Source organism: Silvimonas sp. (assembly GCF_031291215.1).
Lineage (GTDB): Bacteria > Pseudomonadota > Gammaproteobacteria > Burkholderiales > Chitinibacteraceae > Silvimonas > Silvimonas soli.
Genome location: NZ_JARLJK010000054.1, coordinates 547217 through 572072 on the forward strand (window position 1 = coordinate 547217; position 24856 = coordinate 572072).

Below are 24856 nucleotides of genomic sequence, written 5' to 3' on the forward strand. Positions count from 1 at the left end.
TTCATGTCCGGTTTATCACTGCCACGCCCCTTACCGCTGTCTACCGTTGCCGCCGGCTTTGTGACGGTACTGGTGGGGTTCACCAGTTCAGTGGCGATCATCTTCCAGGCCGCGCAAGCAGCGGGGGCCTCTCCCGCACAGGTGTCATCGTGGATTGCGGCATTGGGTTTTGCCATGGGCATTACCTGTATTGGCCTGAGCTTGCGTTACCGCAATCCGGTTGTCACCGCGTGGTCGACGCCGGGCGCGGCGTTGCTGGTGACTTCTCTGTCGGGCGTGCCTATGGAATACGCCATCGGCGCTTTTGTGTTTTGTGGCGCATTGATGGCCTTGAGCGGCATCACCGGCTGGTTTGAGCGGGTAATGAATCATCTGCCGCTGCCAGTGGCCGCCGCGATGATGGCCGGGGTGCTGGTGCATTTCGGCATGAACGCATTTGTGGCCATGAAAACCAACTTTGCCATGGTGTTGGCGATGTTTGTGGCGTACTTGGTACTGAAGCGTTTCTGGCCGCGTTACTGCGTAATTCTGGTGTTACTGCTGGGCATTGCGCTGGCCGCATTGCAAGGCCAGTTGCATCTGAACGGCCTGCAATTGCAAATCGCCCGGCCAGTCTGGGTGACCCCGGCGTTTTCCTGGCAAGTGTTGATCGGCGTGGGGATACCGCTGTTTGTGGTGACCATGGCTTCGCAAAACGTGCCCGGCGTCGCGGTCATGCGGGCGGCTGGTTACAACACGCCGGTTTCGCCGTTGATTACCTGGACCGGGGTCACCACCTTGGTGTTGGCGCCGTTTGGCTGCTTTGCGGTGAATCTGGCGGCAATTTCCGCGGCGTTGTGCATGGGTAAAGACGCCCATGAAGACCCGTCCCAGCGCTATCTGGCCGCGATCTTTGCCGGGATATTCTATTTGCTGGCGGGCTTGTTTGGCGCCACCGTCGGCGCTTTGTTTACGGCCTTCCCCAAAGAACTGGTGATGGCCATCGCCGGGATCGCGCTATTTGGCACCATTGCCAACAGTCTCAGTACCGCGATGCGTGATGACAACTTGCGTGAACCGGCCATGATTACTTTTCTGGTCACAGCCAGCGGTACCAGCCTGTTTGGTATCGGTTCGGCCTTCTGGGGCTTGGTCGCGGGCGGGCTTACGATTGCGATACTGAACGGCTGGCGCCGCACCTGTGTTTGACGGAAAAATAAAAAAAGGGCCAGCAATTGCGTGGCCCTTTTTTGCCTGATCCGGCTATCAACACATGATTAGAACATGGCAGGTTGCGGGCCGGCTGCCGGATTGAAAGGCGTAGCCGGTGCCGAATCCAGCTTGTCGGCCGAGTTGAGCAAGGACTGGATTGCGCGCTCGAACAGCGGTGTGGTTTCCAGGAACCGGGCGCGACCTGCAGCCAGCAAGCGCTTGAACAATTTGACGCTGATAACGGAGGGGCGATCGTTGCCTTCCATCGTCAAAACCAATGTGGTGGCAGAACTGCTGACCCAGTTCAGGCGGGCAGTGGCCGGATGACCGGTGAGGTTGACCTCCACGGTAACGCCGTCTTGCAAGCCCGCATCCACCGCCTCGTCTTGCGCGATTTCTTCCGGCGTTGCGGTTTCTTTGGCAGGAATGGCGGGCAGGGCTTCTTCGTCCAGTTCCAGCATGTGATCGATCAGATCCAGCTCCACTGCCAACTCGTTAATCGCCTCGGTGACCATTTGCCGATCAAAGGCCGGGGCAACTGCGGCGTTGGTGGTGTCCGCAGCTTCAGCCGCGAGGAAAGAAACAAAGTTCTCGCGCACCATTTCAACGGGTGGCACCGGTGCGGAGACATGCGTGGCGGACAAGGCCAGGCGGTGCGATTCGGCCAGCCATGTCAGCAACTTTTGCTGATCCGGCTTGGGCAGGCCGGTGTCTTCCAGCCCCACGCGCAGGGTTGCCAGCATGCCTGGAATCATTCCCAACAGTTCTTTGCGTTCGCTGAGTGACACTTTGGGCGCCAGGCTCCAGATCAAATCCGGCACCAGCAAACGGTAACTCAAGGCGCGATCCGGGTTGCTGCGACCGGCCCGTTCAATGGCGTGGGTCCAGTCATTGACCAGAAAATCGTGTAGATAGCCATCAAGTCGGTAATTGGAGAGCGAATCGCCCAACATGCCGCTAGTGCGGGCGTAATCGAGGGTGTGGTTTTCCGCGTTTTCTACTGCCTCGACGGCGCGTTCAACCGACGTGCTGGCGTTGCGCAGTTCGCGCGCAATAAACGCGTCGAACTCATCCAGCATGGCGCCAAACAACGCCAGGCCTTCAGTTTTGTCGGCCAGCAAGGTTTCAATGATCTGGCGAATCTCGACGCTGATGCGTTCACCGGTTGGATCAAGTGAACGCAGGCCCAGCGAAATCGAGCCAATGCGGTTCACCAGCATGCGGGCAGGGTGGTGAGCCTGGGTAAAGAATTCGGGGTCGAGCAGCGCCGTTTTGAGCACCAGGAACTGCAGTCGGCCCAACTGTGCGCGCACTTCAGCCGGTACTTCGCTATCGCTCAAGATGAACTCGAACAGCATGGCGACTGTATCGATAATCATCTGCTCGGAACTGTCTTTGGCGACATCCGACAAGCGCGAACGTGCTTCCAGAATCAGGTTGCGTACGCGACCGTTGTCAAAAATCTGTTCCACAGTCGGTGTGGCAGCAAATTGCAGTTCTTCGACCATGCCGGACAGTGGCGTATGGCGAATGATGCCGCCGCTCGCGCCGCGAACACCAATGCCAGCCAGGCTGCCATCCGCACCGGCACTGGGTTCGTATTCATTAAAGGGCAAGTGGTCTTCTTCAGCGTAATCGCCCGCCGCAGAACCGGCAGAACCGGAGCGCGATTTGGTAAACAGATTACGCAGAACTTCACCCACGCCCTGAGTTGCGCCCAGCCAGCCGCGGCGCCCGCCAGCTTGCTCCCCCGGCGTTTGACCCTGACCTTGACCTTGCCCCTGGGCAGCGCCGCCGCCGTAGCCATAAGGCTGCGGCGCCATGCCTGCGCCATATTGGCCGGGGCCGCCGCCTGCGGGCATCTGTCCCCCGCCTTGGCCCGCAGGCCAGCTTTGACCAGCGCCACCGCCACCGGACCAGCCGGGAGCCGCACCGTATTGTGGTGAGCCGCTACCTTGCGTTTGTGCGCTGTGTGCCTGCAATGCCGCTGGCTCCGGTCCCATACCCAAAGCGTGTTGTACAAACTGCAGCAACTGGTCGCTGCGATCTGGCTGTGGTGCCGACATCGCCGGCATGGTCGGGATCATGCCCGGGTTAAAGCCCATGCCCGGCGGCGCGCCGAATGGCGATTGCAAACCAGCCGGATTAAAAGGCATTTCGCCAACATAGTTGGAGTCATGGCCGTCGGCACCACCCATGCCACCCATTACGTCATCATGACCCTGTGGCTGGCCAGGTTGTGGCGCTTGTTGGCCCTGCTGCCAAGGTGCGGCTTTGCTGCGACGAATTTTCAGTTGTAGCGTGCTGGCAATGCCTTGCGCCGCCAGATGTTCATTCAGCTGTTCGTAGATTTTGACCACCGGCCCGGTCATGTCGGATGCCAGTTGGTCGGTGAGCACCAGCGCAGTATCTTCTTCCAGACCCAGCGCATCCACGGTCTGGGTGATACAACGCGTAAACAGGTAAGGCCGGAAGGGATTTTCCCGCTCTTTGATGTCTTCTTGCCCAAACAGCACGGCGATACGGATATTCAGATCACGCAGTTGCTGTTCGGCCGAATTGCGATAGCGCCGCATGATGTTATCCAGGCGCACTTCTTCTTCTTGCGCCGAGGTATCAATCAGGCTGAGCGTGGTCTGGGTAAAAGCGTCGGCAAACGAAGGGCGCAGGGTGCTATAGGCGGTCTGAAAGGCGCGATTGAGCAGGCCTTCCATTTTTTGATTGAGCTGCTGGCGTATTTCAATGTCGCGCTTGAAGAGCACGCTGCGTGCATCAAACCGCGAATAACGCTCTGCTGCGGTACCAGCAGATTCGGCCAGTTCATCCAGGTTATGCAAGGAAACGGGAGTCAGAGCATCCACAGCCTCGGCAAAGGCCTTGAGGAATTCTTTACGTGTCTGGGCTAGTACCGCGTTTCGATCCATCTTTTGCTGCTGCCCTTCGCCAGTGGCGTGTATTTAGAGATATCAATCAGAGATATCGAGGTATTGAACTGATTGTAAGCAAATAGCATGTGATCTGCGACATATTAGCGAGGCTAATATGCCAGGTGTATGCCGGTTGCGACACCGTTCATCCCCGGTTATACCGCCACTGGGCCCGCCTGGCTGTCTTTTTCCTGAGAGAGTAAGGTTTTTTCCCTACGAAAGCTGACGGGTATTGGTCATATTTCTGACAAGTACTCGCCATTTTCAGGCGAAACGTAGCGCAAAAGGGTGCGCGAGCAGCGCCGCCGAGCGATCGTTGGCGCATGCCTCGGTAACGAGTTGTGTCAAGAGACGGCTTCGTTATTGATAGCAGCGAGCTGGCCGCATTGGGCCAGCGATCGCGCTCAAAACCCGCGCAACGGCAGAGCGGGTTCGTCCATCAAGGCCACTTGCTCGCGCAGCTCCAGCACGCGGTCTTGCCAGTAACGTTGCGTATTGAACCAGGGAAAGGCCGCGGGGAAGGCGGGATCGTTCCAGCGCTGGGCCAGCCATGCCGAGTAATGGATCAGCCGCAGCGTGCGCAGGGCTTCGACCAGATGCAACTCACGGGCGTTAAAGTCGGCAAATGATTCGTAGCCTTCCATGATCTCGGAGAGCTGCACGGTCATTTCCTGGCGCTCGCCAGACAACATCATCCAGATATCCTGAATGGCCGGGCCGCTGCGGCAATCGTCAAAGTCGACAAAGTGCGGGCCATCGTCAGTCCACAGGATATTGCCGGCGTGGCAATCTCCATGCAGTCGGATGTTACGAATATCGCCTGCCCGTTCGTAGCAACGCTGCACGCCTTCCAGGGCCTGGGCGCTGACTGATTCCCAGGCTGCGAGCAGGTCGGCCGGAATAAAGCCGTTATCCAGCAAAAAGCGGCGTGGCTCAACGCCAAACGTTTCGGGATTCAACGCCGGGCGTTCGCCAAAAGATTTCTGCGCGGCTACGGCGTGAATGCGACCCATAAAACGGCCAAGCCAGGCCAGTGTATCCAGATTATCCAGCTCTGGTGCGCGCCCGCCGCGACGCGGGAACAGGGCGAAGCGATAGCCCTGATATTCGTGCAAGGTGGCACCGTTGATAAGCAGTGGCGCGACTACCGGGATTTCACTGGCGGCCAGTTCGGCGCTATACGCATGTTCTTCGGCAATGGCCGCATTGCTCCAGCGCAAAGGGCGATAAAACTTGGCGACTACGGCCGGGCCTTCATCAATGCCTACTTGATAAACGCGGTTCTCGTAGCTGTTCAAGGCCAGCAGGCGGCCATCAGCGATCAGTCCGGTGGATTCAATGGCATTGAGGACACAATCCGGGGTGAGTCCGGCAAAAGGCGGGGTTTGCTGCGTGTTTTCTGTCATGCCGTCATGATGCCAGTGCAGCGCTTTTGCCGCGAGCAACTTGCGGTATATGGCCTTTTCACGTCATGCTGTTTGCGTATTGCCGCGACCTGGATCAACCAGCCCAATCCGGCCAGACGGCATGATGCAAAAATCCGACTCACCACACAGACACAGAGCCATGACCAAAAGCATTATTTCAGATATGGACGGCGTGATTTATCGGGGCAAAGCCTTGATCCCCGGCGCCAACGACTTTGTGCAGCGCTTGCTGGCTGCCAAAACGCCGTTTTTGTTTTTGACCAACAACGCCGAACAAACGCCGCTGGATTTGAAACTCAAGCTGGAACATCTGGGGATCAAAGGCCTGACTGAAGACAACTTCATTACCAGCGCCATGGCCACGGCCATGTTCCTGAAAAGCCAGAAAGAACACGCTACGGTATATGTGGTGGGCGGCGGCGGCTTGATCAACGAGTTATATAACGTTGGCTATTCGATTTCAGAGTCGAACCCGGATTACGTGGTGGTGGGCAAGACTACCAGCTTCAGCTATGAGCAAATGAAAAAAGCCGTACGCCTGATTGATGGCGGCGCCAAGTTCATCGGTACCAACCCCGACATGATCGATCCGGTGGAAGGTGGCAATGAACCGGCGGCGGGGACCATCCTGGCCGCCATCGCTGCCGCAACGGGCAAAACGCCCTACATCGTCGGCAAACCCAATGCACTGATGATGACTTTGGCGACACGCAAGCTGGGCGTGCATCCGGACGACGCGGTGATGGTTGGTGATCGCATGGACACCGATATTGTTGGCGGTCTGGAAGCAGGGATGACCACTGTGCTCGTGTTGTCTGGCGTGAGTACCCGGGAATCGATCAAACAGTTCCCGTACAAGCCAAACCACGTTTTCAACAATGTTGGCGAAATCGATATCGAAGCATTGTGATTGCAACAGCGACCTGGCCAAGCCCGGCCGCTACTGCCGCAGCATGAAAAACGCCCGATTGATGAACCGGGCGTTTTGCATTGCGTTTTACCAGTGCCTGGTTACAGACCGCTGGCCCGACCGAAGCGCTTGCCATCCGTGCTGACACTACGAACCTGCACAGCTTGCGGATCAGCCACTGCTGGCGCATTGGCGGCATTCCATGCTTGCCACGTTTTACCTGCATCCAGCGAATACTGGATATGCACGCCAGGCAACTCAGTTACCGCCGCCAGCTTACCGTTCACGACCTTGGCACCGACCATGGACAGACGGTAATCGACACCAGCCCGATCCAGCTTGGCCAGTTCACGTTGCCCCAATGCATTGGCAAAGCCGGTGTAGTCATTGGCAATTGCCTGGGCATCGACGTTATGCGTTACGCCGGACTTGAACACCGCGCCCGATTGATATGGCAATTCCCATGAAGCTTTGTGCCATGCGCGTTCAGCCACTGCGATCAGACGCGGGAAGGCCATATATTCGTATTGCTGGTCAGTACGGAACGATTCACTCCAGACCTGGGCGGAAAGGCCGATGACATTCGGCGCGACATCCGCCGACTTGACCTCGAAGGCCTTGCCATCCCGATCAAGTGACGTTTCGGCATTCTGCGGCAGGTTTTCCGGCGCGAAAGTGAAGATCTTTTTCAGCGTATTGGAACGTGCGCCCCAGTAATAACCACGCTCATTTGGATCAACTTCGTTAGGGAAGTCCAGATAGACATAATCCGGGCTGGAAATGATTTGCGCAAAGCCCTTGGCACTCATCTCGGACGCTGTATCAGCGCCGCCCCAGAACAGGGTGTCCCAGAAGTTGACGCGCGGTGTCACCGGGAATTCCTTGGCATTCGGCGCTTTCTTCAGACCATCTTGCCATGCCTGGAAGTTGGTCACGCCGTACTTCGGCAGCAAGCCGTTGACCTGATGGGCGTAGTAGGAAGGCAGGTGTTCCATGCTGTCCACTTTGCCCGATTTGACCAACGCCTGGCAGACTGGTGATTTGCCCCACGGATGATCTTGCAGACTCATGTCCATCTGGCCCTTACCCGCGTTGTCCTTCGCGTTTTTGTCGGCATAACCGCCGCCGAGGAAGATGTTTTTGGCTTCATCGGCACCAAAGTGCCAAGTGTTCATTTTGAGGCCGGCATCTTTATACATCTTCGCCACTTCGCCAATCACCTTGTCGGTGAACTTCAGGGTCGAAGGCAGGCATGGGTTCAGTGTCGACAGGCGGTTGTAGTACTGCACGGTGGTGATATTGCTGGTGTCTTGCGGATCAACCAGGCGGTATTCGTTGGCCTCAGCGGTTTTGCCTTGCGCCGACAGTTCTTTGTAACGCGCTTCCATCGAAACTACCGCAGCACGGGAGTGAGCCGGCATATCGATTTCCGGGATCACTTCGATATTGCGGGCGTGGGCGTACTTGAGAATCTCAATAAATTCAGCGCGAGTGAAGTAACCACTGCCATTGGTTGAGGTGTCCGGCCCGGCCCCCAGCTGTGGCAACAGGCATTTGGTTTCGCTCAGGTCCAGGCAACGTTTGCCGCCCACGTCGGTCAGTTGTGGCAGGCCAGGAATCTGCAGTCGCCAGCCTTCATCGTCAGACAAATGGAAGTGCAACTTGTTGAGTTTGTACGCCGCCATCTGGTCGATGGCCTTGAGCACCATTGCCTTGCTGTGGAAATTGCGGGCCACGTCAATCATGAAGGCACGATAGTTAAAGCGCGGTGCATCGACGACCTGCATGGCTGGCACAACAGTCGGACCCTGCACGTTGACCAGCGACAGCAGTGATTGCACGCCATTGAATGCACCAGCTGCATCGTAGCCAGTCACGGTCACGCCCTGCGGCGTAATGGTCAGGCTGTAGCCTTCGGTTTTACGGGCCGCTTCTGGCACAGCATCGGGTTGCACCGAAACACGGACAGGCAATGGCGCAACTTTGGCTGGCAGATTCCCTGACTTGGGCGCAACGCCCAGCATTCTGAAGCGGGCCTGCAGTGCCTCCACGTTACTGGCCGTTAAACCGGTTGCTTTCAGCTCCAGCCCGTTGGCGATGGTGATGTTGCCACCGGTCATGGTTTGCTGCATGGGTTCTGGAATCATGCGGCCGGCAATGGCAGCTTGAGGTAATGCCGGGGTCTGGCTGTATTGCTCGAAGCGGCTGCTGGCGTTCATCAACACATTGGCGTCGGTGGCCGTACGTTGCCAGTTTTTGCCCAATGGCCCGACAAAGCTATTGATGTCTTCTGTGTTGGTATTGGCGATTACCTTGGCATCGGCGTTACCTGCCTTAACCATCCAGCGGGGCATGGTGTCGTAAGTGGAGATTTGCCAGTATTCCAGCACCAGCGGAATCTTGATCGCGGCGTTCGCGCCGAAGCCGTTGAACTTTTCGGTCGGCTGCAGGCGGTAAAGGTCACCAGTCAGATGGGTAATCTTGAACTGGTCAGTGTCTACCTTCAGCACCCGGCGGATGCTGGAAAAATAGATCTCCCAGTCTTTGCCATTGATGGCCGCGCCAGTGTTGGTCAGCGTGACGTCCACCGAATAACAAGAGGCCCAATCCGCGCCCAGCGGTGCGCATTTTGCAGCGTCCAGACCGTTGGCAATCACGTCGTATTGCACGTTGAGCTGATGAGCCATGGTGTTGGTCAGCTCGGCATCCGGCGTGGCAGCCAGTGCCATACCTGACAAGGCCATGGATAAGGCAATCAGACCCGGTTTGAGTTTCATGATGTTGTCCTCTGCAATAGCAATTTCGATGTTAGATCGTTATGGCCGCAGCGCGGGCCGGTCCGCCCATTGGGTGGATCTATGGACGAGTCCGTGTGCAAGTGCCTGCTAAAAAGTGCTGGGGCAAACGGTAGGCGTCATGACGGCAACCGTCGTTGCCTTTTATCAAAATTCTCGGGTGGAATATTGACAATGAACAAATCCAGAAATGGCGAATCTGGCAAGTGGCCGTAGTGGTGGAGAGGGGTACGGGCGGGGCCTGATGAACTAACTGGCCTTGTTTTTAATTTATGGCAAAAATACGGGCAAAGCAGATCAGCCAGCTTTGGTGATTCGAACGCCATGTATCACAACGCAATTAGCCTGGGCTTGCGCCCGCTCTTGCGGCAGAGCACACCCGCAATGCCCAATCCCGCCAGCATCAATGCCCATGAGCCAGGCTCGGGCACTGCAGGCAGGATATGCACGGTAAAGGCGGCCAGAACCGGGCTGGTTATGCCCACCGGATTGGGCGCATTGCCTTCCGACATGTCGACATACAGGCCAAAATTTTGCCCCGCCAGCACGCCAATATGCCGGTAGCGACCGCTCACGTTCAGGTCAGCAAGGGTGAACTGATCGGAGAGGGAGTCAAAAAACGGTGTTTTCACGCCATCACGCAGATAACCAAATTGCGCATTTTTGGTGAGCAACAGATCGTCATTGCCATACCACCAATCCAGATCAACTGTTTGCGCGGTGGGAAAGGTATAGCTGATCGACACAAAATCGGGCTGCTGCTCGGTGGTGCTCAAAAAGTAGACATAGTTGTAATTGTATGGAGGCTGACCGCAGCAGTTTTGAATAATCCCGCCAGTGGGATAGCCTTGCGACGAGAAAGCAACCCAGTTCCAGTTGCTTTGGTCCCACGCCAAGGCGCTGCTAGATGCAAACAGAGTCGCTGCGCAACTAAGCAGCGCAAGGGTCTTGCCCATTTGCAATTGCATTGTCATCTCCCGGCGATGTCTCGATTCAAGAACGGATATCGAACGCGAACATTGAGATTTATTCTTGATCGGTCGTCGGCTTTTTGCGCATATTTTTGCTGCTTTTAGATGGGCGGCGGCCCGTTCCGCCCAGAGAGTGGCTGGAACTTGCGCTGAGTAGTTCAGGCTGGTTGGGTAAATCCTCGCGCAGCCCGCCCGGCCGCCCAATCCAGCGCTGCACAAATCACAAAATAAATGGCCCCGGCAAACAGAAAGATGGGCACTGGATGAATCATCACCCGGTTGCTGACCTGACTGGCGATGGTCGATAACTCGCTTACGCCCACGATATATGCCAGCGACGTATCTTTGATCAGCGTGATCCACTGGTTTACAAAGCTGGGCACCATCATGCGCAGGGCTTGCGGCAGGACGACGTATCGCAGCACCTGACCTCGGGTAAAGCCCACGGAATAACCGGCATCCCACTGACCGGCGGGGATGGCCAGAATACCTGCGTGCACCGCATGGGCCAGATAGGCCGCGCTGATCTGCGAGAGTGCGCACATCACCGGCAGCAAGCCCGGCACATCCAGCCCGAACACGATGGGCAGCAGAAAGTAAGTCCAGAAGATCAGCATCAACACCGGAATGGCCCGCAGAAATGCCAGTACCAGCGTGAGCGCATGCCCGACCACGCCACGCGAGAAGGTCAGGGCAATGCCAAGGAGCGCGCCCAGCACGGCCGAGGCGACGGCCGAACCGATGCTCAACAGTAGCGTTAACGCTGCTCCGCCCAACGGGCCATCCGGAAAAGCACCCCACAGCAGGTAGTCCAGGTTGTGCCAGATCACGATCAGTGCATCCATGGCTCAGGCTCTCCCTGACAATGCCGCGCGGCGACGGGCGAGTTGGGAAAGTGCTTCGATCAGCGCAATGATGCCGATGTAGCCCAGCGTAGCCACGCCAAATGCCTGAAAGGTGAGAAAGCTGGCGGCCTCGACCTGGCGCGAGGTGTAGCTCAACTCGGCTAGTCCGATTCCCATCGTCAGCGAGCTGTTTTTGACGATATTCATGTACTGCCCAAACAGCGGCGGCTGGGTAATGCGAAGGGCTTGTGGCAGCACGATATAGCGCAACGTTTGCCAGCGGGTGAGCCCGGTAGAAAGCCCCGCTTCCACTTGTGCGCCCGGCACGCCGCGCAGGCCGGAACGAATATCCTCGGCAATAAAGGCCGTGGCATAGAGCGTCAGCCCGAACACGGCGGCAAGAAACTCGAACGATGGCCATGCCAGCGTAATGCCAGGTAATGGCCATTGATGTGGCGTATTCAACCAGGTCATGGCCGATTCCGGCAATAAATTAGGCGCGCCGAAGTACCAGAAGAACAGCTGGATCAGCAGTGGGGTATTACGAAATATCTGCACATAAGCGGTGGCGAGGGTACGCAAGCCGCGATGAGTGCTGTTGCGGGCTAATGCGAGCAAGAACCCGCTTATCGTGGCCGCGATAATGACGATGAATGCCACCCAGGCGGTCATGGCCAGCCCATTGGCCATCCAGTGGAGGTATTTGGGGGAGAGGAGGAGGGTGGTCATATTGGAGATTCGTGAGCGATGTGTATGGCAGGTTTTTTACGCCTGGATCGAATGAAACGAGTAAAACACCAACCCCGGAAACGCTGCTTTACCGTAGAAACACAATGTGGCGGACCACGCCGACCGAGAGCCGGAGACCCACGCTCCGACCCACAGAGGTAGTGGACCACCTGGCAAACAGACGGTTTGTTTTTGCTTTTGACTTTGGGCCCCCTTGCGGCAGCGGGGTCGCCTTTTTGCTATCCCGCTCTGCGGGACTTTGGGTTTCTTTTCTTTGGCGACGCAAGTTGCACGATAAGTGTCTTTTGCATATGAAACGTGCTCCCGGGCACTCCCGGGTATCAAATGTTTTTCACCAGCGTGCCGAAGGCATTAACAAAACATGCTCTAGAGACTTAAGCGCAAATATCAAGGTCGGTTGCACCTTCCGGAGAAAAGAGGAGCCGGTTCTGTGCCGCAAATACCGTGGCTCTCGGCAAAACAGCAATCCCGGATTCTCACTACGTTTCCTCCGGGCTACGCAAGCCAATCCTGGCAAAAGAAAAACATCGCGCCCCTTGCGCGGCGCGATGTATCAAAAAGCAATCAGAAGACGTGGACGAGAGAGTTTGCACTTGTTGGGGCGATAGCCGCCTTACTGGGCGCGGATGTGCGCGTCGCCGATTTTGAACAACCGTGGCAGCGGCGCTTTGGTAGTCGGGCCAAACCAGCGATCGTAAATTTTGCTGGCCGTGCCGTTCTTTTCCAAATCTTTGAGGGTGTCGTTCAGGAACGCGGTCAGGCGCGCTTCACCTTTCGGTACACCGACACCTTCCAGCTCTTCAGAGATTGAAAAAGCCGGAATTTCGTATTTATCTTTGTCTGGCAAATTGCCCAGAATGGCCACCAGTTTGGAGCCGTCTTGTGTAATCGCCTGCACATTGCCGTTACGCAGGGCTGTGAGCGCAAACGGCGTGTCGTCGTACAACACAACGGTGGCGTTAGGATATTTCTCGCGCAGCGTGGCTTCCATGGTGGTGCCTTTGTCGGCGCCAATGCGCAAGCTCGTTACCTGATCTGCGCTCTTGACTACGCCTTTTTTGGCCAGAAATTGCTGGCCAGAGGCAAAGTATGGAATGCTGAAATCAATCACTTTGGCGCGTTCTTCGTTGATGGTGAAGTTGGCGAAGACCAGATCCACTTTGTTGGCGGTCAGCAACGGAATACGGTTGGCCGGATTGGTGGGAGTGATTTCCAGCTTCACGCCCAGGCGCTTGGCCACTTCCTGGGCGTAATCGACATCCAGACCGACAATCTTGTGGGTTTTTTCATCAACAAACCCGAACGGTGGGTTGCCATCAAAAGCGGCAACGCGCAGCACGCCGGCTTTTTTGATGTCATCGAGTTTGTCGGCCAGCGCAAGGCCAGAAGTGAGCGACAGCAGCAGCAGAGCGAGTACTTGTTTTTTCATTGTCATGGTCAGGAAAATCCCGGTGCGATTGATAGTCAAGGCAGGAGCGAGGCGTGATCCGGTTTGTGTTCGACCAACGCAAAGGCGGTGGCGGGTAGGCCAGACGCCGTGTTTTTGCTCCATCTGGATCGCATATTAGCGGGCGCTTTTAATTCTTACTAATTATATAAAATAATTTTGTTATCGTTAATTTGCATATAAATGTCGATAAAGAGTCACTAAACCAACGTGGGCGCGGTTTGCGACTGTGCCAGCCAATCTGCGGGGCAACTGTAGATAGCGGCTTATCCAGGCGAGGTTTAATCTCAAAACTCATTGCTTTATAGATATGCCGCGCAGGCCAGGAGAATCCCATGCAGGAACGTTTTTACATTGATCCTTACCAGACCACCCTGCAGACCACGGTCATGCGCCACGATGATGCTGGTTTGGTGCTGGGTGATACCTTGTGCTATCCGCTTGGGGGAGGTCAGCCGGGAGATACCGCACAGCTCGCGTTGGCCGACGGTGGCGTGCTGGCAATAACCGACACCCGCCGCGACAAAGCCACGCGAGAAATCGTGCACCTGCTGGCGGCCGATGCCCCGCGTCTGGCAGAAGGCACCGCCGTAACCCTCACCCTGGATTGGGCGCGGCGGCATCGTCATATGCGCGTGCATACTTGCCTGCACTTGTTATCGGTGGTGATCAAGGCCGGTGTCACCGGTGGCAATCTGACCACGGAATCCGGGCGGCTGGATTTCGATTTGCCCGAAGGCATGGAACTGGATCGGGAATTCATTGAGAGCGAACTGAATCGCTTGATCAGCGAGGACCATCCGGTGGCGGTCCAGATGACCAGTGGCGCAGCTTTGAAACGCCAGCCAGAGCTGATCAAAACGATGTCAGTGACGCCGCCGCTGGAGTTGCCGGAGATTCGTTTGATCGCCATCGAAGGCATTGATTTACAGCCGTGTGGTGGCACCCACGTGCAACGCACCGGTGAAATTGGCGCGGTGACGGTAAAGAAGATCGAAAGCAAAGGCGCGCGCAACAAGCGGGTGGTGCTGGCTTTGCTGGATTGAGCGAAAGGCGCGCTGTTGCGCTGTACGTAGTCTGAATCGATGATGCGGGCCATGGTTTTGGCCCGTCTCTTTTAATATCTGGCTGAAAACGCGTCGCAACCGTGCTCTAAATGAAACATGAACACGCTCGCCCTGGAGTTGAGAACGATGGATCAGCAAAGAACAGATCGCTTGCCGCCGCTGCCGTTAGAGACGTTGACCGAGGCACAGCGTACCGCCGCGCAAGCCTTGATTGATGGCCCGCGCAAAGGTGTAAAAGGGCCGTTTATTCCGATGTTGCGCAGTCCCGAATTACTGGATCGGGTGCAGCGGGTCGGCGAATACCTGCGTTACGACACGGTGCTGGAAAACCGGATTGGTGAGTTCGTTACGCTGATTGTGGCGCGGGAATGGAGCGAACCCTTTGAGTGGTCAACGCATTATCCGTTGGCGCTGGCGGCGGGCGTGGCGCAAAGCACGCTGGATGATCTGGCCGAAGGTGCGCGGCCACAAACGATGGCGCAGGATGAAGCGCTGGCTTGGGATTTCACTACTGAGCTCACCCGCAACAAGGGCGTTTCGGACGGTACCTGGCAGCGAGCGCTGCAGCAGTTCGGTGAGCAGGGCGTGGTAGAACTGGTGGGACTGATTGGCTACTTTACGTCGGTGATCATGTTGTTGAGCGCGGCGCACACGCCGGCGGTCAATCCGCTGCCATTACCGGTTTTGCCACGCTGAAAGTGGGTGAGTCGGCAGATGGCAGATAAAAAGAAAGGGAGGCAAAAAACTGCCTCCCTTTTTCATTTGCGCCAGTTCGCGCTTGAGTGTTTGCTTGTCATTACGCCGTTTCACTTTGTGTGCTTTATCGTGAGCGCCAGCGTGGCGTTGGGTTGCGGCCAGCGCAAATGGATTGCGCGGCACCAGCGTTTTGCCTCGGGTTTTCATGGGGTATGCCTCAATGGTTGCGATCTATGGCCAACCAGCCAGATTGGCCGGTCTGCCAGAGCGCGCACATTGTAACTGGCAATCCGGTCAGATCACATCCCTGTGGCCAGTCAAAACCAGTCCAGTCCCAAGGCTTAAACCCGGCGTACCGACTCGCGCCGCACCAATTCAAATTGCGGTTGCACCACCGGTTCGGTCGAGCCGTTCATCATGCCCAGCAAGGTATGTCCGGCCAGCCTTCCCATATCAAACGTGGGTTGGCGAATGGTAGTGAGTGGCGGCAGCATGTAATTGGAAACAGCCAGATCATCAAAACCGATCAGCGAAATTTCTTCCGGCACCCGAATGCCACGCCGATACAGGCCAAGCCGTGCGCCCATGGCGCTTTGATCGTTGGCGGCAAAAATGGCGGTAAACGGACTACGCGATTCCAGTAACTGGTTAATCGCCAGCACGCCACCCACTTCAGTGAAGTCGCCGCTGGCGATCAGGGCAGGGTCTACCACCACGCCAGCATCTTTCATGGCGCGCTTGTAGCCTTGCAGGCGTTCTTCCGCATCGGGCTGGCCCAGTCGCCCGCAAATATGGGCAATGCGCCGGTGGCCTTGGTCGAGCAAATATTGAGTGGCTTCGTAGGCGGCTTGTTCGTTGTCTACGGCCAAGCCGATGGCACGTGGCGCATCCAGTCGACGCCCGGTAATCACCACTGGCACCTGGCGTGACAGAGACAAAATCTGCTTGTCGCTGGAGGTGGCGGTAAAGATGATGATGCCGTCCACGCGACGACCAATCAGCAATTCTGCGTGATCTTTTTCTTCGCGTGATTGCCAATGCCCGCTGACGATCAGCAGGGCGTAGCCCGTGCCGGAGATGGCGTTCTCCACGCCTTTCAGTTCTTCACCAAAGAAAGGGGAGCCCAGATCTTGCGTGATGATGCCAATGGTTTTGGTGCTGCCTGTCTTCAGACTTTGCGCCAAAACGTTGGGCGTGAAATTCAAAAGTTCAATCGCCCGCGAGATGGCTTCTTGTTTGATTTTTGAAACACCGGTAACGCCTGTCAGGTAGCGCGACACCGTGCTGGCCGAAACCCCGGCTTCGCGCGCGACGTCTTGCACCGTGACATTTTCTTTTCGCGAATGATCTTCCATATTGCTTCTATGTTTGGGTTGACTACGAAGTACGCACCATAGAGGTGCGATAAATAGTTGTGTTAGTCAAGTTTATCGGTTTTGTCAGCACTGGATTGAATCATGCTCTTTACTGATTTATAACCATGTAAATCAATATATTGCCTGGAATGTTACGGTGTTGTTCGGGCCACCATGTATGGCAATTGCATGGTGTTGCTATTTTGTAGTGCAAACGTTGCACCTACATGGAACCACTTATTGCCCTAGCTCAAAGGATGCCTGAAACTGAAAACGATTTCAAAAAAATCAGCGAAAAAGCACTGAAATTGCTGCAAACGCGAAATCGATTTCAATGGTACTACAACCCCAATCGTTGGAGAGAGCGATGAAACAAGTTGTACGACTTGCAGTTCTGGGTGCACTGGTTGCTGCGACCGCACCCGCATGGGCCACCACAGTATTGACCGTTTCCAGCTTCCCGGATCTGGATCGCGATATCAAAACAGCGATTCCGCTGTACAAGAAGCTGCATCCGGATGTCGAAATCAAACTGGTTAGCCGCGAACGCGTTGACCATGTGAATGCACTGACCACCCAACTGGCTTCCGGTACTGGCTTGCCAGACCTGATGGGCCTGGAAATTGGCTTTGTCGGTCGCTTCATCGCTTCGGGCGGCCTGGAAAATCTGTCCAAGGCACCGTACAACGTCAACCAATACCAAAGCCAGGTAACCAGCTATTCCTGGGCACAAGCCAAGGGTACCAATGGTGACCTGTACGCCATGCCAGTCGACATCGGCCCGGGCACACTGTTTTATCGCAAGGATCTGCTGGACAAAGCCGGGGTTTCCGAAGCTGATCTGACCAAGAGCTGGGAAACCTATCTGGCCTCGGGCAAGAAGATCAAGGCAGCGACCGGCGCTTACCTGGTCGCCAGCCCGGTGGATATCAAGGATATCTACATCCGTTCCAATCTGAAGAACGGTGAAGGCATCTATTTTGACAAGTCTGGCAAGGTGATCGTAGCCGGTAACCCGCGCTTCGAAACTGCTTTCAAGCTGGCTAAAGAAGCTAACGATGCCGGCATCGCTGGCAACATCAAGCAGTGGACCAACGACTGGGCGGCTGGCTTCCAGCATGACCAGATCGCTACCCAGCCAATCGGCGCGTGGTTGAATGGTCACCTGGCTCACTGGCTGGCTCCGGACGAAGCAGGCAAGTGGCGTGCGGCTGATCTGCCAAACGGCGCATATGCATCGTGGGGCGGTTCTTTCTACGCTATTCCGACCAAGAGCACACACAAGGCTGAAGCGTACGAGTTCCTGAAGTTCCTGACGCTTAATCGCGATCAGCAACTGGCTACCTTCAAGGAAATGGACGCATTCCCGTCGCTGAAGTCGGCACAGACTGATCCGATCATGTCCGAGCCGCTGCCGTACCTGGGTGGTCAGAAAGCCCGTGAAATGTGGCGCGAAGCTGCCAAGCACATTCCGGAAATTCCGATCAACAAGAACGATGGTGTAGCTGAAGACATCATCAACGACCAGCTCGACCAGGTTGTCCATCAGAACAAGGACATCAAGGCCGCTCTGGCTGACGCTCAGTCGGATATCGAGCGCCGCGCAAAACGTTGATTGTAATGTGTTGATGTAAACGCGGCTGGCCCGGCCTGTTGGCTTGCCGGTCGCGTGTTTTACCGGGTTTGCACTCTCCTGGTGGTTGTTCAGGATCAAAGGCAGATGCGGCATGGTCGGATCAGACGTGTTGTTGCGGTGGCTGCCACCATCAAGGCGACACGACTGGCCGGTTTTGCAGTGATCACCAGACTCTACAACCGATGCAAGGTCGCCCGTTTCAGGGTTAAAGGCGCGAGAGTCTGTTCAAAGTGTTTATGCAGCTATCCCAGGCGGCGAAAAAATTTTGAACAGGCTCTAATGACTCTTTGACCATTTTTTCCCGGAACGCCGGAGCAAGTTTCATGGAATCCGTGTTGTCCCCCGCTGCAAGTGTTACCTCGCGGCCCCGCCGCAAGCGTGTACACGCATGGAAGTGGGCCCCCTATCTGTTTATCAGCCCGTTTTTGATCATCTTTGCCGTGTTCGGCGTGTTTCCTTTGTTGTTCTCTGCCACCTTGTCGTTCGCGCAGTGGGATCCTGCGGCGGGTTTCTCCGCCGTTAAGTGGATTAACTTCGACAATTACAAGTTTGTCATGACGGACACGTGGTTCTGGAAATCCCTGTTCAACACGGTCTACATGGCGCTGGCCTCTGGCGTGCCGCAGCATCTGGTGGCGATCCCGTTTGCCGCCTTCCTGTGCACCGTACTGCGTGGCCGCAACACGATTCTGGGTGCGTATTTCCTGCCGTTTATTACCTCCAGTGTCGCCATTGCGCTGATTTTCAGCTCGTTGTTTTCCAAGGACTTCGGTGCCATCAACGCCATGGTGATGGGCCTGCACAATTTGCCGCTGATTGGCGGATTGTTCCCGGATCACAAGATTGACTGGTTGCTGGATACCTCGCTGGTCAAACCGACCGTGAGCTTTGTGGTGTTCTGGCGTTATGTGGGCTGGAATACCGTGCTGTACCTGGCCGCAATGCAGACCATTCCAGAAGACCTGTACGAAGCCGCCACGCTGGATGGCGCAGGGACTTTCCGCAAGTTCTGGCACATCACGCTGCCCATGATCCGCCCGATGATGTTCTTTGCCGTCTCGCTCACGCTCATCAATAACCTGCAGCTGTTTGAAGAGCCGTTCATCTTGCTGGGTGACAACGGTGGCATGGGGCAGGCTGGTATGACCACCGCCATGTATATGTATCGCACCGCGTTCTATTTCAGCGATTTCGGCACGGCATGTGCGATTTCCTGGGTGATGTTCATTCTGATTGCCGTGTTGTCGTACGGAAATCACAAGTTGTTCTCGCTGTTTGCTGGTGGGGAGGAATAAACCATGGCTATGGTCAACAACAAGAGTTCAAGAAGCCGTCCACTCGCCTGGGTGATCGTGGTCATCGGTGCGGTGCTGATGCTGGCGCCGTTCTACTTCACTTTCGTGCTGGCAACGCAGCCGCGTGAAGCCATTTACCATATCCCGCCACCCATGTGGTTCGGCCCGGCCTTGCTCAAGAACATCAACACCCTGGTGTCGATGATTCCGTTCTGGCACAACCTGGGCATGAGCTTGTACGTGGCGTTCATGACCACCATTCTGGCGCTGTTCTTCTGCTCGATGGCTGGTTACGCCTTTGCCATGTATGAGTTCCGCTTCAAGAAGGCGCTGTTTGCCATTGTGCTCGGTAGCATGTTGCTGCCGCCGTTCGTGGGCCTGATTCCGACCTTCATGCTGATGAACTTCCTGGGTTGGCTGGATCAACCGCGGGCCTTGTACTTGCCCGCAGCAGCAGCAGCGTTCGGCATCTTTTTGATGCGCCAGTACATCAGCTCGGCCGTACCTAAAGAATTGATGGAAGCGGCGCGTATTGATGGTTGCGGCGAGTTCCGCATTTACTGGAACGTGGTACTGCCGCTGATTGGTCCTGCGCTCGGTACGCTTGGCCTGATTACCTTCATCAGCAGCTGGAACAGCTTTCTGCAACCGCTGGTCATCATGCACTCACCAGAGAACTTCACCGTACCGGTCGCACTGCGCAGTATGCAAAGCCCGACCAATACGGACTGGGGCGCGGTGATGGCGGGTTCGGCTATCGCGGTATTGCCGCTGCTGATCCTGTTTGCGATGTTCTCCAAGCGGCTAATTGCAGGTTTGACCGCTGGCGCAGTCAAGGGCTAAGCCAACCGATACAGCAGACCGCCACCAAACCTTAACAACACGTTTCCCGCCTGAAGCCCGCCCGGATCGCTGAGTTTTACGACCGGGGCAGGGCGGGCTACGTCCGCAGTCTGGTTTGGGGTGGTCAGCAAATGAAACCGCACGCATTGAAATCTGGATTTTCATTCTGGATTTGACTTTTATATTCAGCGGGTTGCGCTGGCAGGCGTGCCCATTACTTACCTGATTGATTCATTGCATATAGATACGGAGTTGCCATGACAAACCCAACTTTTCCTCGTGACTTTATCTGGGGCACTGCCACCAGCTCTTTCCAGATTGAAGGCGCAACTGACGTAGACGGCCGCGGCCCGTCCATCTGGGACACTTTCTGCGCGACGCCTGGCAAGATCAGCGACGGCAGCGATGGCTCCGTGGTGTGCGATCACTATCATCGCTACAAAGAAGACGTGGCCCTGATGGCCGGTCTGGGTCTGGATGCTTATCGTTTCTCCATCGCCTGGTCGCGCGTTCAGCCTAAAGGCTTTGGCGACTGGAACGAAGCCGGTTTTGCGTTCTATGAAAACCTGATCAACGAACTCGAAGCCAAAGGCATCAAGCCGCACGTGACGCTGTACCACTGGGATCTGCCGCAAGCGCTGCAAGATCGCGGCGGCTGGGCTAACCGCGAAACTGTGCATCACTTTGCTGCTTATGCCGCTGAAGTGGGCCGTCGCTTTGGCAACCGCGTGGCATCGATTGCCACTCACAACGAACCGTGGTGCACCGCTTATCTGGGTAATTTCCATGGCCGTTTCGCGCCTGGTTTTACTGACGTGGCACTGGCTAACCAGGTTTCGCACCACTTGCTGCTGTCACACGGTCTGGCCGTAAAAACCCTGCGTGGACAAGGTGTTACTGCGCAACTGGGTATCGTGCTGAACCAATCGGATGCGGATGCCGCGACCGACAGCGCTGCTGACAAGCGTCAGGCTCAACTGGAATACGAAAACTTCACCGGCTGGTTTATGGACCCGATCTTCAAGGGCCACTATCCACCGCTGGCGCTGGAAGTCTACGGCGATGCCGCACCGAAAGTGCAAGACGGCGACTTTGAAATCATTGGCCAGAAGCTGGATTTCCTGGGCGTGAACTACTACTTCCGCGCATGGTGCAGCACTGACACACCAAAGATTCCGGAGCCGTGCGAGCTGGGCCGCACTGACATGGGTTGGGAAATCTATCCGAAGGGTCTGACTGACCTGCTGGTGCGCATCAACCGCGAATACACCGATCTGCCTCCGATTCTGATCACCGAAAACGGCATGGCCAACCCGGATCGCATCGATAGCGATGGCGGCGTGCATGACAAAGAACGCATCGACTTCCTGCAGCGCCATCTGGGCGCGCTGAAAGACGCGATGGATGCCGGTGTGGATATCCGCGGTTACTTTGAGTGGAGCTTGCTGGATAACTTCGAATGGGATTCGGGTTTGTCCAAGCGCTTCGGCATTGTTCATGTGGATTACCAGACGCAAAAACGCACGCTGAAAGACAGCGCGCACTGGTACCGTGAATTCATCAGCCAGCAAAAGAAGGGCTGAGCGACATGGCGGCTATCTCGTTACGCAATATCACCAAGACCTATGGCGACAATGCGCCAGTGATTGATGGTCTGGACCTGGAAGTCAAAAAAGGCGAGTTCGTGGTGTTTGTCGGGCCTTCGGGCTGCGGCAAATCCACCTTGCTGCGCATGATTGCCGGTCTGGAAGAAATCTCTGGCGGCGATCTGTATATCGAAGGCGAACGCGCCAACGATCTGCATCCGTCCGATCGCGGCATCGCCATGGTGTTCCAGAGTTATGCGTTGTATCCGCACATGACCGTAGAACAGAACATGGGCTTTGGTCTCAAGCTGTCCGGTATGGACAAGTCGAAGATCAAAGAGGCCGTGGGCCGTGCCGCCGAAGTGCTGCATATCACCCACTTGTTGCATCGCAAGCCTGCCGCTTTGTCGGGCGGGCAGCGGCAACGGGTGGCGATTGGCCGCGCTATCGTGCGCCAGCCCAAGGTATTCCTGTTCGACGAACCGTTGTCTAACCTGGACGCCTCGCTGCGCGTGCAAATGCGCATTGAACTGGCGCGGCTGCACCGTGAACTGGGTACCACCATGGTTTACGTGACGCACGATCAGGTCGAAGCCATGACCTTGGGTAATCGCATTGCGGTGTTCAACCAGGGCAAGCTGGAGCAAGTGGGCGCGCCTATCGAGCTTTACAAAGATCCCAAGAGCACGTTTGTGGCGGGCTTCCTGGGTTCGCCCAAGATGAACTTCCTGGCTTGCCAGACTGCAGGTGTCGCGGCCGGTAATCTGCTGCTGAAGGTGGGCAACGAGCAACGCCTGCAACTGGATCGCACGGCTGCGGCAGATATGCCAGAAGAAGTCACACTGGGTATTCGTCCTGAACACGTCCGTGTGGTGGCGCCTTTTGAAGGCCTGCAGGCGCGAGTGGATCTGGTAGAAAACCTGGGTGATACCCAACTGGTGCATACCGCTGTTGCGGGCTGCCAGGAAGCCTTCTCGATCCGCCTGCCAGGCGATAGTGACGCGCCGAAGGTTGGCGAGACCGTGGGTCTGCACATCGAATCATCCCGCGCGTTGTTGTTTGACCGCGCAGGTCGGGCGCTGGAACTGGCCTGATCGATTGTTGTAGCAAGTGGTAAGTAGCAAGAGCAGTACCGCGTTAAATGCATCATCCATCCTGGTTGTAATGCTGTGAGCACACTTTAAAACCCCGCTGATGCGGGGTTTTTTTTGCGGCGAGCGCCTGATGGTTTGCAAATTGGCCCGAAACGTATTAAATCGCACGCTGATCATTCAAACCCATCCTCACAAGCCCGCTCTTATGACTTTCAAGCCGCCACTGCTGTTCATCACCCGTCTTGCCGTATTCGTTGCTGCCAGCCTGAGTTGCGTTGCCGCACAGGCCGCGCCCCAGGGCGAGTCGTTTGCAGTAACGGGCGAACGAGTCGTTACCGCCATTCCGCAAGGCTGGAAACTGGCCTGGATGATGGGCACGCCAGCGGGCGGTTTTATGGCCGAATACATTCCGGCTGCGGACAATATCGACACTTGGCATGGCGGTTATCTGGCGATAGCGCGGTTTCCTTATCCGTCGGCCAAGGTGATGCAGGAATTCAAAGACAAAAAGGTCCATCCGGCAGAAGTGGCGCAGGCGCAGTTGCAAGACGCGCTGCGTAACTCCTGCGGCGACAAGTTTGAAGCCATGCCCCGAGGCCTGAATCAGCTAGGTGATTTGCTGTTTTCGGTCAGCGGCGGCTACTGCCCGCATATGGGCACCACCGCGCCGTTTGGCGAGGGTTCTTTTGTGGCGTTTATCGAGGGCAAAGAGTTCTTGCACAAAGTGCAGTATTCCTGGCGCCCCGCCAGTGCCAAAGAACAAGACCAGAACAAGCCGTGGGGCATCGGCAAGGACAAGAGCGTGCAGTATCTGGAGGCGATGAAGGCCAGCACCTTGTGTGACGGGAGCTACAAGACTTGTAGCGCAAATTATCGTTAGTGGCGTTTTGGGCTTGATGCAGTATTCAACTCAAAACAAGCGCTTGAAGTTGGCGACGAAGCTTGAGCCCAGAGCGGGCTACCTACTAAGCCCGCGTTCCTACATCCACTCTGGCTCCAGCGTAAACCGTACCGACAAAATCTCTCCGGGCGCCAGCCACGCGCCACCCACCAAGCCGGGATGAGTGTCAGCCAGGTTCAGCCAATCGGTGCAGTTGCTCACCGGCTCCATGCAAAAGTGATCCAGCCCTGGCGGCACATACAGCACAAAGTAATCCAGCGGCGCGTCCGCGCGCAGGGTCAGGCGTGAGGCCGATTGCGGCCATGTAATTCGGGCCTGATGACTCCAGCCGGTGAAGTTGTTATCCAGTACCAGATCATCCAGTACTCGTCCGGCGCGCATTTGCGCCAGCAAATCGGGCTGCACCAGCGCGGTGGGCATGACTTCTTCATCCGCCGCCCACATCGCTTCTACGTCGGTCTGGATTTGCGTATCGGCCTGGCGCAGAAAATAGGGATGATGCCCCAGGCCCGCTGGCATGGGCACGTTGTCGGTGTTTTTCAGAGTCATGCGCACGGTGAGACGCTCCGCCGTGAGTTCAATCCGCTGGCTGGCAAAGAACGCCCACGGCCATGCGCCGGGCTCGTGTTCCAGGGTGAGCGTTGCCGCATCACTGGAAAGCGCAGCCACTTGCCACGGTCGTTGCCAGCCGTAACCATGCAAGGTGTGGGGTGAACCCGCGACATTGGCGGGCATGTTCACCACGCGCTGACCACCGGGCGCGACGCCGTTGCGGATGCGGTTACAAAACGGCAGCAATGGAAAAGTGGCCATTTCCAATGGATTACCGTCGGCCAGGCTTTGCGCCGTACCGGGCCTGAGCCAATCGTGTTCGCGCTGATCTTTAGTGCTGAAGTAACGAAAAATGCTGCCGCCAATGCCCGGGGCCAGCAATAAGGTGTGTTCGCCGCGGGTCAAGCGCAACAGCGCGGATGGGGCGAGCGTAGTGCCGGGCAGGGCAGAGAGCGACATGGCAGAGTCCACACGACGGTTAAGGGGCCGTTCCTGGCTTTTTTTGCGATTCTATCAATATTTTCCATAAATTATTACTAATAATAATGGCTAATTATGGGGCGCCTAT

20 protein-coding genes are annotated in these 24856 nt (G+C 56.4%); 10 read left to right on the forward strand and 10 right to left on the reverse strand.

Translation table 11 applies throughout. The annotated features are described in order from the left end of the window. Window positions 1–3 precede the first annotated feature (3 nt). Window positions 4–1188 (forward strand): benzoate/H(+) symporter BenE family transporter, encoded by a 1185-nt coding sequence (locus P4L78_RS03975; RefSeq protein WP_309327024.1) that lies wholly within the window; start codon window positions 4–6, stop codon window positions 1186–1188. Between the two features lie 68 nt (window positions 1189–1256). Here P4L78_RS03975 and P4L78_RS03980 read toward each other — a convergent pair whose 3' ends face one another. Further along, complete coding sequence (locus P4L78_RS03980) at window positions 1257–4115, reverse strand: DUF1631 family protein (RefSeq protein ID WP_309327025.1); 2859 nt, start codon at window positions 4113–4115, stop codon at window positions 1257–1259. Between the two features lie 407 nt (window positions 4116–4522). Beyond that, window positions 4523–5524, reverse strand: coding sequence for a serine/threonine protein kinase (locus tag P4L78_RS03985; RefSeq protein ID WP_309327026.1), 1002 nt, complete (start codon window positions 5522–5524; stop codon window positions 4523–4525). A gap of 160 nt (window positions 5525–5684) precedes the next feature. Here P4L78_RS03985 and P4L78_RS03990 point away from each other — a divergent pair, with 160 nt between their 5' ends. Continuing rightward, entirely contained in the window at window positions 5685–6455 is a 771-nt protein-coding gene (locus P4L78_RS03990; protein ID WP_283148883.1) for an HAD-IIA family hydrolase, read from the forward strand. Between the two features lie 101 nt (window positions 6456–6556). Here P4L78_RS03990 and P4L78_RS03995 read toward each other — a convergent pair whose 3' ends face one another. The 5 genes from P4L78_RS03995 to P4L78_RS04015 all read right to left on the reverse strand — a co-directional run bounded on the left by P4L78_RS03995 (window position 6557) and on the right by P4L78_RS04015 (window position 13251). Further along, complete coding sequence (locus P4L78_RS03995; RefSeq protein WP_309327027.1) at window positions 6557–9232, reverse strand: family 20 glycosylhydrolase; 2676 nt, start codon at window positions 9230–9232, stop codon at window positions 6557–6559. 347 nt (window positions 9233–9579) lie between these two features. Then, window positions 9580–10218: a PEP-CTERM sorting domain-containing protein gene (locus P4L78_RS04000; protein WP_309327028.1), complete on the reverse strand. Its 639-nt coding sequence runs from the start codon at window positions 10216–10218 to the stop codon at window positions 9580–9582. A gap of 161 nt (window positions 10219–10379) precedes the next feature. Then, window positions 10380–11066: an amino acid ABC transporter permease gene (locus P4L78_RS04005; protein WP_309327029.1), complete on the reverse strand. Its 687-nt coding sequence runs from the start codon at window positions 11064–11066 to the stop codon at window positions 10380–10382. Between the two features lie 3 nt (window positions 11067–11069). Beyond that, entirely contained in the window at window positions 11070–11795 is a 726-nt protein-coding gene (locus P4L78_RS04010; RefSeq protein ID WP_309327030.1) for an amino acid ABC transporter permease, read from the reverse strand. Between the two features lie 634 nt (window positions 11796–12429). Further along, window positions 12430–13251 carry an ABC transporter substrate-binding protein gene (locus P4L78_RS04015; protein WP_283148888.1) on the reverse strand — a complete coding sequence of 274 codons (822 nt, stop codon included), beginning with the start codon at window positions 13249–13251 and terminating at the stop codon, window positions 12430–12432. 347 nt (window positions 13252–13598) lie between these two features. On the opposite strand from P4L78_RS04015, the gene P4L78_RS04020 reads away from it, so the two are divergent. Both P4L78_RS04020 and P4L78_RS04025 read left to right on the forward strand, forming a co-directional pair. Further along, entirely contained in the window at window positions 13599–14309 is a 711-nt protein-coding gene (locus tag P4L78_RS04020; protein ID WP_309327031.1) for an alanyl-tRNA editing protein, read from the forward strand. 147 nt (window positions 14310–14456) lie between these two features. Beyond that, window positions 14457–15026, forward strand: coding sequence for a carboxymuconolactone decarboxylase family protein (locus tag P4L78_RS04025; RefSeq protein ID WP_309327032.1), 570 nt, complete (start codon window positions 14457–14459; stop codon window positions 15024–15026). On the opposite strand, the gene P4L78_RS04030 is transcribed toward P4L78_RS04025, so the two are convergent. Both P4L78_RS04030 and P4L78_RS04035 read right to left on the reverse strand, forming a co-directional pair. Beyond that, window positions 15006–15233 (reverse strand): hypothetical protein, encoded by a 228-nt coding sequence (locus tag P4L78_RS04030; RefSeq protein ID WP_309327033.1) that lies wholly within the window; start codon window positions 15231–15233, stop codon window positions 15006–15008. The two genes, P4L78_RS04025 and P4L78_RS04030, sit on opposite strands and share 21 nt — an antisense overlap. 134 nt (window positions 15234–15367) lie before the next feature. Continuing rightward, window positions 15368–16381 carry a LacI family DNA-binding transcriptional regulator gene (locus P4L78_RS04035; protein WP_283148891.1) on the reverse strand — a complete coding sequence of 338 codons (1014 nt, stop codon included), beginning with the start codon at window positions 16379–16381 and terminating at the stop codon, window positions 15368–15370. A 367-nt stretch (window positions 16382–16748) separates the two neighbouring features. Between P4L78_RS04035 and P4L78_RS04040 the strand changes: the two genes are divergently transcribed. From P4L78_RS04040 to P4L78_RS04065, 6 genes are all read left to right on the forward strand, one after another. Beyond that, on the forward strand, window positions 16749–17996 hold the full coding sequence (locus P4L78_RS04040) for an extracellular solute-binding protein (protein WP_283148892.1): 1248 nt from the start codon (window positions 16749–16751) through the stop codon (window positions 17994–17996). Window positions 17997–18340: 344 nt separating this feature from the next. Continuing rightward, window positions 18341–19312 carry a carbohydrate ABC transporter permease gene (locus tag P4L78_RS04045; RefSeq protein WP_283148893.1) on the forward strand — a complete coding sequence of 324 codons (972 nt, stop codon included), beginning with the start codon at window positions 18341–18343 and terminating at the stop codon, window positions 19310–19312. Window positions 19313–19315: 3 nt separating this feature from the next. Next, window positions 19316–20155, forward strand: coding sequence for a carbohydrate ABC transporter permease (locus P4L78_RS04050; RefSeq protein ID WP_283148894.1), 840 nt, complete (start codon window positions 19316–19318; stop codon window positions 20153–20155). 257 nt (window positions 20156–20412) lie between these two features. Continuing rightward, the gene (locus P4L78_RS04055; protein ID WP_309327034.1) at window positions 20413–21738 is read left to right on the forward strand and encodes a GH1 family beta-glucosidase; all 1326 of its coding nucleotides are present in this window, start codon (window positions 20413–20415) and stop codon (window positions 21736–21738) included. A 5-nt stretch (window positions 21739–21743) separates the two neighbouring features. Then, window positions 21744–22835 (forward strand): ABC transporter ATP-binding protein, encoded by a 1092-nt coding sequence (locus P4L78_RS04060; RefSeq protein ID WP_283148896.1) that lies wholly within the window; start codon window positions 21744–21746, stop codon window positions 22833–22835. A 205-nt stretch (window positions 22836–23040) separates the two neighbouring features. Next, a complete protein-coding gene (locus tag P4L78_RS04065; protein WP_309327035.1) occupies window positions 23041–23715 on the forward strand; it encodes a hypothetical protein in 675 nt (224 codons plus the stop codon). 99 nt (window positions 23716–23814) lie between these two features. On the opposite strand, the gene P4L78_RS04070 is transcribed toward P4L78_RS04065, so the two are convergent. Then, window positions 23815–24747: an aldose 1-epimerase gene (locus P4L78_RS04070; protein WP_309327036.1), complete on the reverse strand. Its 933-nt coding sequence runs from the start codon at window positions 24745–24747 to the stop codon at window positions 23815–23817. Between the last annotated feature and the right edge of the window lie 109 nt (window positions 24748–24856).

Bases quoted from the DNA above. Each gene is read 5' to 3' on its own strand.
- P4L78_RS03975 (WP_309327024.1), top strand. From the start codon at position 4: ATGTCCGGTTTATCACTGCCACGCCCCTTACCGCTGTCTACCGTTGCC.
- P4L78_RS03980 (WP_309327025.1), bottom strand. From the start codon at position 4,115: ATGGATCGAAACGCGGTACTAGCCCAGACACGTAAAGAATTCCTCAAG.
- P4L78_RS03985 (WP_309327026.1), bottom strand. From the start codon at position 5,524: ATGACAGAAAACACGCAGCAAACCCCGCCTTTTGCCGGACTCACCCCG.
- P4L78_RS03990 (WP_283148883.1), top strand. From the start codon at position 5,685: ATGACCAAAAGCATTATTTCAGATATGGACGGCGTGATTTATCGGGGC.
- P4L78_RS03995 (WP_309327027.1), bottom strand. From the start codon at position 9,232: ATGAAACTCAAACCGGGTCTGATTGCCTTATCCATGGCCTTGTCAGGT.
- P4L78_RS04000 (WP_309327028.1), bottom strand. From the start codon at position 10,218: ATGCAATTGCAAATGGGCAAGACCCTTGCGCTGCTTAGTTGCGCAGCG.
- P4L78_RS04005 (WP_309327029.1), bottom strand. From the start codon at position 11,066: ATGGATGCACTGATCGTGATCTGGCACAACCTGGACTACCTGCTGTGG.
- P4L78_RS04010 (WP_309327030.1), bottom strand. From the start codon at position 11,795: ATGACCACCCTCCTCCTCTCCCCCAAATACCTCCACTGGATGGCCAAT.
- P4L78_RS04015 (WP_283148888.1), bottom strand. From the start codon at position 13,251: ATGACAATGAAAAAACAAGTACTCGCTCTGCTGCTGCTGTCGCTCACT.
- P4L78_RS04020 (WP_309327031.1), top strand. From the start codon at position 13,599: ATGCAGGAACGTTTTTACATTGATCCTTACCAGACCACCCTGCAGACC.
- P4L78_RS04025 (WP_309327032.1), top strand. From the start codon at position 14,457: ATGGATCAGCAAAGAACAGATCGCTTGCCGCCGCTGCCGTTAGAGACG.
- P4L78_RS04030 (WP_309327033.1), bottom strand. From the start codon at position 15,233: ATGAAAACCCGAGGCAAAACGCTGGTGCCGCGCAATCCATTTGCGCTG.
- P4L78_RS04035 (WP_283148891.1), bottom strand. From the start codon at position 16,381: ATGGAAGATCATTCGCGAAAAGAAAATGTCACGGTGCAAGACGTCGCG.
- P4L78_RS04040 (WP_283148892.1), top strand. From the start codon at position 16,749: ATGAAACAAGTTGTACGACTTGCAGTTCTGGGTGCACTGGTTGCTGCG.
- P4L78_RS04045 (WP_283148893.1), top strand. From the start codon at position 18,341: ATGGAATCCGTGTTGTCCCCCGCTGCAAGTGTTACCTCGCGGCCCCGC.
- P4L78_RS04050 (WP_283148894.1), top strand. From the start codon at position 19,316: ATGGCTATGGTCAACAACAAGAGTTCAAGAAGCCGTCCACTCGCCTGG.
- P4L78_RS04055 (WP_309327034.1), top strand. From the start codon at position 20,413: ATGACAAACCCAACTTTTCCTCGTGACTTTATCTGGGGCACTGCCACC.
- P4L78_RS04060 (WP_283148896.1), top strand. From the start codon at position 21,744: ATGGCGGCTATCTCGTTACGCAATATCACCAAGACCTATGGCGACAAT.
- P4L78_RS04065 (WP_309327035.1), top strand. From the start codon at position 23,041: ATGACTTTCAAGCCGCCACTGCTGTTCATCACCCGTCTTGCCGTATTC.
- P4L78_RS04070 (WP_309327036.1), bottom strand. From the start codon at position 24,747: ATGTCGCTCTCTGCCCTGCCCGGCACTACGCTCGCCCCATCCGCGCTG.